This is a genomic window from Kitasatospora sp. NPDC090308, assembly GCF_044769485.1.
In the GTDB taxonomy this organism is placed as follows: Bacteria; Actinomycetota; Actinomycetes; order Streptomycetales; family Streptomycetaceae; genus Kitasatospora; species Kitasatospora fiedleri.
Map to the genome: position 1 here is coordinate 44,699 of NZ_JBIVXY010000018.1, position 12,849 is coordinate 57,547.

Here is a 12,849-nt window from a genome sequence, read left to right on the forward strand (position 1 = left end):
CCGGTTCCTTTCGTCCGCGTTCTCGTCAGGCGGAACGGATGGGCGTCGTCCGGCGGGCCCGGTCCTGCGTCAAGGTCCAGCGGTGCGCCGGCGCGCAGGGCTCGAAAGCCGCGACGGTCGCACAATATCCTTTGTCCAGTGGGAGGTTGCTCAGTTTCCACCGACCGACGGTGATCGTCGTCGGATCCTGTGCGCCGGTGCTGAGCCGGCGCGGGACGGGCACGTCGGCGGCCTTGGCGTACGCCTCCCGCCAGGTCCAGCGGGTGAAGAAGGCGTGCCGTCCGGCGGCCGGCGGCAGCGCGGCGATCAGCCGGGCGTCGGCCGGGTCGAGGAAGCGGGCGGCCATCGCCCGGTGGTCGAGGTCGGTGCGGACCAGCTCCAGGTCGACGCCGACGGTGCCGGTGCCGGTGACGGCGATCAGCGCGAGGCCGCCGGAGTGCGAGAGGTTGAAGTCGAGCCCCGCCGCGCCGGGAGCCGCGCCGGCGTCCGTGCCGGGGGCCGGGGCGAGGCGGGGGCGGCCGCGGGCGGTGCGGTGCAGCCGGAGGTCGGCGGGGGCCTGTCCGGTGTAGCGGGCCAGGACGGTGCGCAGCGCGCCGTGCGCGGCGACGTGGCGGGCGCGTTCGAGCGGCAGTCGGCAGCCGGCGGCCCGGGCCCGCTCCCCGGCGTCGAGGAGGTCCGCGTACCGGCGCGCGGCGGGCGCGGGCAGGTCGAGGCGGGCCCGCCAGACGTGCACCTCGCCGGGGGCGAGGACGGGCGCGGCGGGGCCCGGCGGCCAGCGCCCGGGCGGCCGGTGGTCGGGGCGGGGCGCGGTCACGGGGTGAGCGCTCCGGCACCGCGGTCGGCCGGGCGGCGCAGCAGCCGGGAGAGCTCGGCCAGGACCTCCGCCTGGGCGGTGTGCAGGAAGAAGTGCCCGCCGTCGAACATCCGCAGGGTGAAGGCGCCGGTGCTCTGCCGGGCCCAGGCGGCCAGGCCCGCGGGGTCGACGTCCGGGTCGGCCCGGCCGCCGAAGGCGGTGATCGGGACGGGCAGCGGCTCCTGCGGGCGGTGGGTGTAGGAGTCGTTGAGCTGGAAGTCGGCCCGCAGTCCGGGCAGGACCAGGCGCATCACCCGGGCGTCGGCGAGCAGGGCGTCGGGGGTGCCGCCGAGTTCGCGCAGCCGGGCCAGGAACTGGTCCTCCGGCAGGTGGTGGATCAGCGGCCGGTTGTGGGCGAGCTGCGGGGCGCGGCGGCCGGAGACCACCAGGTGGTCGGGGGCGGGCGCGCCGAGGGCGCGCAGCCGGCGGGTGAGGGCGAACGCGATCAGCGCGCCCATGCTGTGCCCGAACAGGGCGAACGGGGGCCGGCAGTGCTCGGCCAGCGCCTCGGTGAGGTCGGGCAGCAGGTCCTCGACGTCGGTGTGGGCCCGCTGGAAGATCCGCGACTCGCGGCCGGGCAGCCGGACGGCGCACACCTCGACGTCGTCCGGCAGGCCGCACGGCCACTCGGCGAACGCCGAGCTGCCGCCCCCGGCGTAGGCGAAGCAGACCAGCCGGAGCCGGGCGCCGGGGTTGGGCGCGGTCCTGACCACCCACGGCCCGCCGGACGCGCTCACCGCGGGCCCTCCCCGGACGGCGGCTCCCCGGGCGAATCCTCCCCGGACGGCGGCTCGGCGGACGGCGGTTGGAGGGACGGCGCCTGCACGGTCAGGTACTGCGGGTCACCGGGGACGTCGGTCAGGTCGGCCTCGAACAGCGCCAGCCCGTCGTCGCCGGTGAGCTGCCGGAACCCGGTGAACTTGTAGGTGATCAGCATCATCCGGTTGCGCCCGTTGGGCAGGTACTCGGCCAGCAGCCGGACGCCCGCCGCCCGGGCGCGGCGGCGCAGCAGGTTGATGATCACGCCGCCGACGCCCCGGGACATCACCCGGCAGGACATCAGCAGCAGCTTGACCGTCCAGGTGCCGGGGTCCTCGGCCAGCAGCACCAGGCCGATGGTGCCGTACGGGCCGTGCCGGTCCTCCAGCCGGGCGACCAGCAGTTCGTGGGTGTCGGAGCGGCGGAAGGCGTCGAGCTCCTCGTACGAGTAGGTGTAGCCGGTGGTGTTGAGCTGGTGGGTCCGGACGGTCAGCTCCTCGGCGCGACGCAGGTCCTCCTCCTGGGCGGGCAGGACGGTGAGCGTCATGCCGAGGGTGGCGAGGAAGGCTTCCTGGGGGCCGGTGAACTCCTGCTCGACCCGGGTGCGTTCCTGGTCGGCGAGGTACATCGCGCGGCGGCGGGCGGAGTCCTCGGTGACGAACCGGGGCGAGAACTCCGGCCGGTCGGCGAGGCCGGCCGCGTCCGCCGCGTCGACGCACAGCAGTTCGGGGAGCTCGAAGGCGACCTCGCCGCGCTCGAAGGCGTCGTCGTCGACGAAGGCGAAGGCGTCCAGGCCGAGGTTGAGCGAGGCGGCGATGGAGCGGATCGACGAGGACTTCGCGTTCCAGTTGATCTGCGGGTAGAGGAAGTAGTCGAGCAGGCCGTGCCGGCGCAGCGCGGCGGTGGCGGCGTCGTGGTCGTTGCGGCTGGCGACGGAGTGCAGGATGCCGCGGCGGTCGAGCTCGACGATGACCTCGCGCAGTCCGGGGCGCAGCGGCGCCTCGCCGTCCTCCAGCAGGATGCCGTCCCAGAGGGTGTGGTCGAGGTCCCAGACCACGCACTTGACGGTCTTGGCGGGCCGCTCGCCGGCGGTGCCTTCCTGCGGGTCGGCGGTGCCCTGGGTGGTCATGCCGTCACCCTTTCGGTGTCAGTGGGGCCGGAGGTGGCAGTGGGGCCGGAGGTGGCAGTGGGGGCGGTGCGGGGGCGGGAGTGGTAGGCGGACTCGGCGATGGTGGTCTGCTGGAGTTCGGTGCTGCCCTCGATGATCTCCATCACCTTGGCGTCCCGCAGGTAGCGCTGCACCGGGTAGGCGTCGCCGCAGCCGTGCGCGCCGTGCACCTGGACGGCGTCGGAGGCGGACCGGAACGCGGTGCGGGAGGCGTGGTACTTGGCGAGCCAGGTGGCGTGCAGGCTGTCGGTGGAGCGGTCCTGGCGCAGCCAGCCGGCCTGCTGGCAGAGCAGCCGGGCGGCGGCGGCGCCGGTGGCCATGTCGGCGAGCATCCGCTGCACCAGCTGGTGGTCGCGGAGCCGGACGCCGAAGGTCTCGCGCCGGTCGGCGTAGTCCAGGGAGGCGTCCAGGCACGCCTGGGTGAGGCCGACGCAGCCCCAGGCGACGCTGTAGCGGCCGAGTTCGAGGGCGCTGGCGGCGACGGCGCTCAGCCCGAAGCCGGGGCGGCCGAGCAGCGCGCCGTCCGGCACCCGGCAGTCCGCCAGGCTGAGTTCGGCGAGCATCGAGGCCCTGGTGCCGAGCACGCCGGTGAGCGGCCGGACGGTCAGCCCGGGGGCGTCGCGGGGCACCAGGAAGGCCGCCTCCCGGCCGTCCAGCCGGGCGAACAGCAGGTACACGTCGGCGCGGGCGCCGAAGGTGGTCCAGCGCTTCTCGCCGGTCAGCAGGTAGCCGTCGGCGGTGCGCCGGGCGGCCGTCCGCAGGCCCTTGACGTCGCTGCCGGCGCCCGGCTCGGTGAGCGCGAACGCGCCGATCGCCTCGCCGGTGGCGAACTTCGGCAGCCAGTGCGCGCGTTGGTCCCGGCTGCCCCAGCGGGCGACCGCGTACGAGGCCATGCCGTGCACGGTGACCAGGCTGCGCACGGACGAGCAGCCGCGGCCGAGTTCCTCGTTGAGCAGCCCGAAGGTGATCGGGTCGAGTCCGGTGCCGCCGTAGTCGGCCGGGACGGCGGCGCCCAGCAGGCCGCGGGCCGCGAAGTCCTTCAGGAACTCCTCGGGGAGCCGCTCGGCGCGGTCCCAGTCGTCCGCGCGGGGGGCCACGGCCTCCCGGACGAAGGACTCGTACTCCTCCCGCGCCGCGGCCTGGCCCGGGGTCAGTTGCACTCGGATGGCCATCTGTCCCTCTCCTGCCTCCTCTCCGGTCCGGCGGGTCAGGCGCGCGGCGCGGCGGCGCCCACGGCGGCCCGCTTGCGGGTGACGAGCGCGTCGAGGGCTTCCACCGTGCGGAAGTTGGCCAGTTCCAGGTCCTCGTCCTCCACGGTGATGCCGAACTCGCCCTCGACGAACAGCACCAGCTGCATGATGAAGAGCGAGTTCACGAACCCGGAGGCGAAGATGTCCTCGTCGTCGGCGAGCCGGTGCTCGCCGAAGAACTGGGCGAGGAAGGCGAGGATCTGCGGCTTGTGGTCGGCCGTCGTCATGGTGTGCGGTTCCTTCTTCTCGGTCGGGCTTCTCGGTTCGGGCTTCTCGGTTCGGGCCGGTGGCGGCTCGGGGCGCGCGGGCCGGTACGGCGGGGGCGGGGCGGTGGCCCGGATTGCGGTGCGGCGGGGGCTCAGAGCAGCGCGGTGGCGTAGCTGTAGAAGCCCTGGCCGCTCTTGCGGCCGAGCAGTCCGGCGTCGACCATCCGCACCAGCAGCGGGCACGGCCGGTACTTGCTGTCGCTGAACGCGGCGTACAGGCCCTCGACGGACTGCAGGATGGTGTCCAGGCCGATCAGGTCGGCGGTCTCCAGCGGACCCATGGTGTGGCCGAAGCAGGTCTTGAAGATCCGGTCGACCTCCTCGGCGGCGGCCACCCCCTCGTGGACCAGGTAGACGGCCTCGTTCACGGTGAGCATCAGGACCCGGTTGCTGACGAAGCCCGGCGAGTCCTCCACCAGGATTCCCTCCTTGCCGAGTTGGGCGAGCAGGGTGCGGGCGGCGTCCAGCGTCGCGGCGGAGGTGTGGTGGCCGCGGATCACCTCCACCGTGGGCTTGAGCGGCACCGGGTTCATGAAGTGCATGCCCAGGACGTTGGCCGGGCGGGAGGTGGCCGCGCCGATCCGGGTGATCGGGATGACCGAGGTGTTGGCGGCGAACACGGTGCGCTCCGGGCAGATCGCGTCCAGCCGCTGGTAGACGCCCTTCTTCAGGCCCCAGTCCTCGGTGATGTTCTCGATCACGAAGTCGGCGTCGTCGAAGCCCTCGTAGTCGGTGCTGGAGGTGATCCGCTCCAGGACGGTCCGCTGGTCCTCCCGCGGGCCCCGGTCGCCCAGCAGCCTGGCGAAGCGCAGGCCCTGACGGACCGTCCGCTCGGCGGCGGCCAGGATCTCCGGCGTCCGGTCGACCAGCAGGACCCGGTGGCCGGACTGGGCGAGCGCCTGCGCCAGGCCGGTGCCCATGACGCCGGCGCCGACCACGCCGACCGTGTGGATGTCAGACATGTGCTGTGCTCCGCTTCTGTGTGCCGTCGGTCGTCGGGGTGCCGGTCGTCGGGGGGTGGGCCGGGGCGTCGGTGCCGAGGCGGCGGCGGAGGGCGGCGGCCTGCTCCGCCACCGTGAGCGCCTCGAACAGGGTGTTCAGCGGCAGGTCGACGCCGAACCGGCGGCGGATCCGGGCCGCCAGTTGCAGGCCGAGCAGCGAGTGGCCGCCGAGCTCGAAGAACTCGTCGTGCACGCCGACCCGCTCCAGGCCGAGCAGGTCCGCCCACAGTTCGGCGAGCCCGGTCTCGGTGTCGTCCCGGGGCTCGGCGTACGCGGTGAGCAGGCCGGGGCGCGGGTGGAGCGCGCCGTCCGGCCGCCCGGGGTCCGGGGCGTCCTGCGGCCCGGGGGCGCCGATCCGGTGGGCGCGGATGTCGGCGAACACCGCGTCCAGGTCCTTGGCGACCACCGCGACCTGCGGGCCGAGACCGGCGGTGAGCAGCCGCAACAGCGCCTCGACGCCCTCGGCGGGCCGGATGCCCTGGTCCAGGTGGTCGCGGAGCGGTCCGGCGTCGCCGGGGCGGGCGGCCGGGGCGGCGGCGGGCGGGAAGCGGTAGGCGGCGGTCTCCCGGGAGGTGCCGTCGCGCAGCGCGCCGAGCCGGGTCTCCAGGTCGGCGACCCGCTTGAGGACGAAGTCCTCGACCCGGACGGTCTCCAGGCCGGTCTCGTCGAGCAGCGTGAAGTCGGCGGTGAAGGTCTCCTTGCCGCGGCGGTCCGCCTCGTGGAAGCGGTGGTGGCTGTAGATCCGGCGCGGCAGCGGGGCGAGCAGGGTGAGGCGGCCGTAGCGGAGCGGGATGCGGAACTCCTCGGCGAGGTTCATGCCGTGGAAGCCCGCGCCCAGGTCGAGCAGCGAGGGGTGCAGCGCGATCCGGTCCAGGTCGGCGGCGAACTGCGCGGGCAGTTCGAGTTCGGCGAGCGCCTCCTTCTCGCCCAGGTGCACCCGGCGCAGGCAGTGCGAGCGCGGGCCGAAGCCCATCGGCCCGGTGTGGGTGAGGGCGCCGAGGTCGCGCATGCCGGCCCGGGCGACCAGCTCGGCCGGGTCGTGCCGGCGGGGCGGGGCGGTGTCGTCGCCGACCGGGCCGACGGCACCGGTCACGTGCACCTGCCAGCCGTCGCCGCCGTCCGGCCCGGCACCGCCCGGCCCGTCCGCACCGCCCGGCCCGTCCGCACCGCCCGCGCCGTCCGCCGGCCCGCCGCCGGGCGCGCCCTCGCGGCTGACCACGGCGAACCGCGCCGGGGCGTGCCGCTTGTCGAGCACCACCCGCAGTTCGCGCTGCCGGTCCTCGCCGACCACCACCGGGGAGAGGAAGGTGACGTCCTCCAGCACCGCCCGGGGGTCGCCGCTCTGGTGCTCGTGGGCGGCCCGGACGAGTTCGAGGTGGCCGGTGCCGGGGACGACGGCGTTGCCGGCCATCCGGTGCTCGTCGATCAGCCAGGACCCGGCCACGCTGAGTGCCACCGCGTACACCGCGACGGCGTCGTCGTCGCGCAGGCAGGCGTCCAGCAGCGGGTGGTCGACGGGGCCGGTGCGGGCGGCCGGGGCGGCGGCGTCCGGGTGGCCGCCCGGGCCGAGGGTGCGGAAGGCCATGCCGACCTCCTGCCAGCCGTCCCAGTTGACCGAGACGGTGCGCGGGCCGCCGGTGGCGTCGCTGTGCTGCGCCAGGGCGTCCAGGAAGGCGTTGGCGGCGACGTAGTCGACCTGTCCGACGCCGCCGGTCAGCGCCAGGCTGGAGGAGCAGTGCACGGTGAAGTCGGGCGCCAGCCGGCGGGCCAGCGCGTCGACCGCCAGGCCGCCGCGGACCTTGGGGTCGAGCACCCGGTCGGCGGCCTCGGCGGTCTTGAGCTGGGCGAGGCCGGCGGCGGGCACCCCGGCGGCGTGCACGATGCCGTGGACGGCGCCGAACCGCTCCACCGCCCGGTCGGCGACCCGCTGGAGGGCGGCGGCGTCGGCCACGTCGGCGGCGGCGGTCATCACCTGCGCGCCGAGCCCCTCTAGCTCCAGCACGGCCCGGACCCGCTCGGCCGCCGCGCCGTCCGCCCGGCCGTCGGCGAGCAGCGCCGCCCACTCCTCGCGGGGCGGCAGCGGGGTGCGGCCGACCAGGACCAGCCGGGCCGCGACGGCGGTGGCGAGGTGCCGGGCGAGGGTGAGTCCGACGCCGCCGAAGCCGCCGGTGATCAGGTAGACGCCGTGCTCGCGCAGCGGGGTGCGGCCGTCCGCGGCGGCCTCCACCCGGACCGGCCGGTGGGTGCGCTCCCAGTGGCGGCGGCCGCGCAGCGCGGTGAGCGGGCGGGTGATCGGGTCGAGCAGTTCCGCGTACAGCAGGTCGGTGTCGGCGGCGCTCCAGCGGCGGCCGGGCGGCAGCGAGACGTCGACGGCGCGGCAGGTGGTGCCGGGCTGTTCCAGCGGGAGGACGAGGGCGGGCCCGGTGACGGTGGCCTTCTCCGGGGCGAGGGGTTCGGTGCCGAGGACGGCGTGGGCGTCGCTGGAGACGACGGTGAGGTGCGGCGGGGTGCCGGGGGCGGCGGCGGTGAGGGCCTGGTCGAGCCGGAGCAGGCTGTGGAAGCCGCGTTGCAGGGTCTCGTCGACGGGGCGGCGCGGGCCGACGGTCCACAGGTGGACCGTCCGGTCGGGCGGGCCGCCGTCGGCGGTGAGCCGGTCGACCAGGCGGCGGTGGTCGGCGGCGCTGGCGGGGTCGATCCGGTAGGCGCCGTCGCCGAGTTCGCCCCAGCCGCGGCCGGCCCGGACGGTGCTGACCCGGTGGCCGTCGCGGCGCAGGCGGGCGGCGAGCGCGTCGCCGACGCCCACCTCGTCGGTGAACAGCAGCCAGGAGGACGGCGCGCCGGGGGCGGCCTGCGGGCGGGCGGGCAGCGACTCCCACACGGGGGTGTGGAACCAGTCCGCCAGGTCGGCCCGGCGGGCGAGCCCGGGCCGGGGGGCGGTCCGGCGGGGGGCCGGGTCGATCCAGTGCCGGCTCTCCTCGAACGGGTAGGGCGGGAGGGAGACCCGGGCGGCGCCGTCGCCGCCGCCGACGGCGGACCAGTCGAGGTCGACGCCGGCCGCCCACAGGGCGCCGGCGGTGTTCAGCAGGAACCGCTCCTCGCCCTGCCGGTCGAACCGGCCGGGCATCGAGGCGAGGGCGACGCCGGGGGCGGCGCCGGCCGGGCGCAGCTGCAGGGCCAGGCTGGTCAGCGACTGGCCGGGGCCGGTCTCCAGCAGCACCCGGCCGGGCCGCTCCCACAGCCGGCGGACGCCGTCGGCGAACCGGACCGGGCGGCGCAGGTGCCGCACCCAGTAGCCGGGGTCGGTGACCAGGTCGGCGTCGGCCCAGTCGCCGGTGACGTTGGAGACGTACGGGACGGTCGGCGGGTGCAGGGCGACCCCGGCGGCGAGGTCGGCGAACTCCTCGGTGATCGGGTCCATCAGGTGCGAGTGGAAGGCGTGCGTGGTCTGCAGCCGCCGGGCGGCGACGCCGTCGGCGGCCAGCCGGGCCTCCAGGGCGGCGACCGCCTCGTCGGTGCCGGCGACCACGCACAGCTCGGGCCCGTTGACGGCGGCCGGCGACAGGTCGTCGCCGAGCAGGCCGAGGACGGTGCGTTCGGGCAGCGGCACGGCCAGCATGGCGCCGGCGGGCAGGCCGTCGATCAGCCGGGCCCGGTGGGCGACCAGCTTGAGGGCGTCGTCCAGCGACAGCACCCCGGCCAGGTGCGCGGCGGTGTACTCGCCGATGCTGTAGCCGATCAGCGCGGCCGGGCGGACGCCCCAGGACTCCCAGAGCCGGGCCAGCGCGTACTCGACGGCGAAGGTGGCGGGCTGCGCGTAGCGGGTGCGGTCGAGTTCGGTGCGGTCGGCGGCGGCGGGGCCGCGCAGCATCCGGCGCAGGTCGGGCCCGGCGGCGGTGTCGGCGGCGCCGGCGGGGTGGAGCAGTTCGCGCAGGTCGAGGCCGAGGTGGGGGCGGAAGCCTTCGGCGCAGCGGTCGAGGGCGGCCCGGTAGACCGGTTCGGCCTCGTACAGTTCGCGCCCCATGCCGGGGCGCTGCTCGCCGAGGCCGGGCAGCACCAGGGCGACCTCGCGCAGGGTGCCGTCGTGGTGGCCGGTGCGGACGGTGCCGGGGGTGCGCTCGCGCAGCGCGCGGGCGGCCCGGGCGGTGTCCTCGGCGACCAGGAAGCGGCGGTGGCCGAAGTGGCGGCGGCCGGTCTGCAGGGTGCGGGCGGTGCCGGCCAGGTCGGGCGGGGCGGCGCCGTCGAGGCGGTCGGCGAGGCGGTCGGTGGCGGCCTCCAGCGCGGTGGCGGTGCGGGCGGCGAGCGGCAGCAGGACGCGGCGGCGGCCGGGGGCGCGGCGGGCGGCGGGCGCGGGGGCCTCCTCCAGGACGACGTGGGCGTTGGTGCCGCCCATGCCGAAGGAGCTGACGCCGGCCCGGCGCGGTCCGCGGTCGGCGGGCCAGTCGGTGAGGCGGGTGTTGACCCGGAACGGCACGGCGGTGAAGTCGACGGCCGGGTTGGGGACGTCGAAGTGCAGGCTGGGCGGGATCTGCCGGTGCTGGAGCGCCAGCACGGTCTTGATCAGCCCGGCGACGCCGGAGGCGGCGTGGGTGTGGCCGATGTTGCCCTTGACGGCGCCGATCGCGCAGCTGCCGGGCGGCAGGCCACCGAAGGCCCGGCCGAGCGCCTCGATCTCGATCGGGTCGCCGAGCGGGGTGCCGCTGCCGTGGGTCTCGACGTAGCCGATGGTGGCGGGGTCGACCTCGGCGGCCTCCAGGGCGGCGCGGATCACCCGGGCCTGGCCGGCCACGCCGGGGGCGGTGAAGCCGATCCGCTCGGCGCCGTCGTTGCCGACCGCGGAGCCCTTGATGACGGCCCGGACCGGGTCGCCGTCGGCCAGCGCGTCCTCCAGCCGCTTGAGCACGACCACGCCGACGCCGTTGGCGGCGACGGTGCCCTGGGCGGCGGCGTCGAACGGGCGGCAGTGGCCGTCGGCGGAGAAGATCCCGCCGGGCTGGAACAGGTAGCCCTGGTGCTGGTGGGCGCGGACGGTGGCACCGCCGGCCAGCGCGGTGTCGCAGGCGCCGCTGAGCAGGGCCTGGCAGGCCAGGTGGACGGCGACCAGGGAGGTGGAGCAGGCGGACTGGACGGTGAGGGCGGGGCCGGACAGGTCGAGCTTGTAGGCGATCCGGGTCGCCAGGAAGTCCCGTTCGTTGGCGAGGTTGCGGGCGAAGACCTCGCCGGGGTCGTCGGGGTCGATCAGGCCGTCGACGTGGTCGACGTAGCTGTTGTAGTAGGTGCCGGCGTAGACGCCGACCTGGCCGGGCACGGCGCGCGGGTCGTGGCCGGAGTCCTCCAGGGCCTCCCAGGCGCACCGGAGCAGGACCCGGTGCTGGGGGTCCGTCAGGTCGGCCTCCTTCGGGCTCATCCCGAAGAAGTCCGCGTCGAAGCGGTCGGCACCGGCCAGCACGCCCTGGGCGGCGACGTAGTCGGGGTCGGTGCGCAGCGCCTCGGGGACGCCCCGGGCGGCGAGTTCCCCGGGGGTGAAGAAGGTGATCGACTCGGTGCCGGTGCGCAGGTTCTCCCAGTACTGCTCGGGGCCGTCCGCGCCGGGGAAGCGGCAGGCGAGCCCGATGACGGCGATCTCCAGGCCGGTGGTGTCGTCGGCGTGCTCCATCAGCTGTTCTCCTTCGGTGCGCCGGTGCGCCGCCGGTCGAGCTGCCGGCGCAGCCGGTCGCGGCCGCGGTCGAGGCGTTCCCGGGTCGCGGGGTCGGGGCCCGCGGGCGCTGCGGGCGCTGCGGACCCGGCGGGCCCGGCGGGCCGGTCGGCGAGGTGCCGGGCGAGGGTGTCGACGGTGGGGCACATGGTCAGCGCCAGCAGCGGGACGTCCCGGCCGAGCCGCTCGCCCAGGGCGGCGGCGACGCGCTTGAGCAGCAGCGAGTTGCCGCCGAGGTCGAAGAAGTTGTCGTCGGCGCCGAAGTCCTCGGTGCCGAGCACCTCGGCCCAGACGGCGGCGACCTGCCGGGCGAGCGGGTCGCCGGGGGCGTCCCGGTGGGCGGGGGCGGCGGCCCCGGCGGCGGCGAGGAGTTCGGCGAGCCGCAGCCGCTGGACCTTGCCGGTGGGGCTGCGCGGGACGTCCTCGACCAGGTGGACCCGGCTGGGGACCTTGAAGTCGGCGAGCCGTTCCCGGGCGTACTCGCGGATGTCCCGCTCGACCACGACGGCGCCGGGCCGCGGGACGACGGCCACCGCGACGTCCTCGCCGAGGGTCGGGTGCGGGACGCCGAAGGCGACGGCCAGCTTGACCGCCGGGTGGCCGGCCAGCACCTCGTCGATCTCGACCGGGGCGACCTTGGAGCCGCCCCGGTTGATGATCTCCTTGCTGCGGCCGACGACGTACAGGTAGCCGTCCTCGTCGAGCCGCCCCTCGTCGCCGGTGCGCAGCCAACCTCCGGTGAAAGCACGGGCGTTGGCCTCGGGGTTGGCCTCGTAGCCGGCGGTGACGTTGGCGCCGCGGATGGCGATCTCGCCGGACTCTCCGACCGGCACCGGGCGGCCGGCCTTGTCGAGGACGGCCACCGCCTCGCCGACCGGCAGGCCGACCGAGCGGGGCTTGCGCGTCCCGGGCGGCAGCGGGTTGGTGGTGACCAGGGAGCCGGCCTCGGTCATGCCGTACGCCTCGATCACCGGGGCGCGGAAGGCTTCCTCCAGGGCGGTGAGGACGGCGCCGGGCAGCGGCGCGGAGGCCGAGCGGACGAACCGGAGCCGGGTCGCGGCGAGGACCTCGCGGTGCCGGTCGGCGACGGACAGCAGGGCCTGGTGCATGGCGGGCACGGCGGTGTACCAGGTCGGGCGGAACTCCCCCAGCCAGCGGTAGAAGCCGGTGTCGCTGAAACCGGGGGTGCAGACGATGCCCGCGCCGCGCACCAGGGTGGCGAGCAGGGTGCTGGTCAGGCCGTGGGCGTGGAACAGCGGCATCGGGTTGAGGCAGAGGTCGTGCTCGTCGAGGGCGAAGGCGGCGCCGGTGTTGCGGGCGGCGACGTGCAGGTTGGCGTGGGTGAGCGGGACGAGCTTGGGGCGGTCGGTGGTCCCGGAGGTGTGCAGGATCAGCGCGGTGTCGTCCGGGCCGCCGGGGCCGCCGTCCGCGACCGGGACGGCGGTGGCCGGGCCGGCGCTGCGCAGCTCGAACTCACCGGCGGGGCTGCCGGGCCGGGAGGTGAGTTCGATGATCCGGAGGCCGCGCTCGCGGGCCACCTCGACGGCGGGCGAGTCGTCGCCCGCCTCGACCAGCAGGGCGTCGGCCCGCATGTCCGCGAGGTAGAACGCGAACTCCTGCCGCCGGTACGCCGGGTTGAGCGGGGCGCTCTGGGCGTACGCGGCGGTGCCGAGGAACGCGACGGCCAGGTCGGGGCCGTTGGGCAGAACCAGGGCGACCCGGTGCGGACGGCCCAGGCCGAGGCCGTTCAGGGTCCGCCCGACCTCCTCGACCCGCCGGGCGAGCGCCCGGTAGCTGAGCGGGGCCCGGTCGGGGGCGAGGAGGGCGACGGCCTCCGGCCGGTCGGCGGCCCGGTCGGCG

At 76.2% G+C, this 12,849-nt stretch carries 8 protein-coding genes; all 8 read right to left on the bottom strand.

The genetic code is table 11. The features are described 5' to 3' along the window. Positions 1–25 precede the first annotated feature (25 nt). Complete coding sequence (locus ACIQVD_RS29955) at positions 26–814, bottom strand: 4'-phosphopantetheinyl transferase family protein (RefSeq protein WP_402292293.1); 789 nt, start codon at positions 812–814, stop codon at positions 26–28. Then, a complete protein-coding gene (locus tag ACIQVD_RS29960; protein ID WP_402292294.1) occupies positions 811–1,590 on the bottom strand; it encodes a thioesterase II family protein in 780 nt (259 codons plus the stop codon). Before ACIQVD_RS29960 ends, ACIQVD_RS29955 begins: the two co-directional genes overlap by 4 nt. After that, positions 1,587–2,741 (bottom strand): HAD-IIIC family phosphatase, encoded by a 1,155-nt coding sequence (locus tag ACIQVD_RS29965; protein ID WP_402292295.1) that lies wholly within the window; start codon positions 2,739–2,741, stop codon positions 1,587–1,589. The genes ACIQVD_RS29960 and ACIQVD_RS29965 overlap by 4 nt, the downstream gene beginning before the upstream one ends. Next, the gene (locus ACIQVD_RS29970; protein WP_402292296.1) at positions 2,738–3,952 is read right to left on the bottom strand and encodes an acyl-CoA dehydrogenase family protein; all 1,215 of its coding nucleotides are present in this window, start codon (positions 3,950–3,952) and stop codon (positions 2,738–2,740) included. The genes ACIQVD_RS29965 and ACIQVD_RS29970 overlap by 4 nt, the downstream gene beginning before the upstream one ends. Before the next feature lie 35 nt (positions 3,953–3,987). After that, the gene (locus ACIQVD_RS29975; protein ID WP_400690971.1) at positions 3,988–4,257 is read right to left on the bottom strand and encodes an acyl carrier protein; all 270 of its coding nucleotides are present in this window, start codon (positions 4,255–4,257) and stop codon (positions 3,988–3,990) included. A 131-nt stretch (positions 4,258–4,388) separates the two neighbouring features. Beyond that, a complete protein-coding gene (locus ACIQVD_RS29980; protein ID WP_400690967.1) occupies positions 4,389–5,258 on the bottom strand; it encodes a 3-hydroxyacyl-CoA dehydrogenase family protein in 870 nt (289 codons plus the stop codon). After that, the gene (locus ACIQVD_RS29985) at positions 5,251–10,950 is read right to left on the bottom strand and encodes an SDR family NAD(P)-dependent oxidoreductase (protein WP_402292297.1); all 5,700 of its coding nucleotides are present in this window, start codon (positions 10,948–10,950) and stop codon (positions 5,251–5,253) included. Before ACIQVD_RS29985 ends, ACIQVD_RS29980 begins: the two co-directional genes overlap by 8 nt. After that, positions 10,950–12,849, bottom strand: a 1,900-nt coding sequence (locus tag ACIQVD_RS29990; protein WP_402292298.1) for an AMP-binding protein, incomplete at its 5' end; no start/stop codon positions are given. The genes ACIQVD_RS29990 and ACIQVD_RS29985, both read right to left, overlap by 1 nt.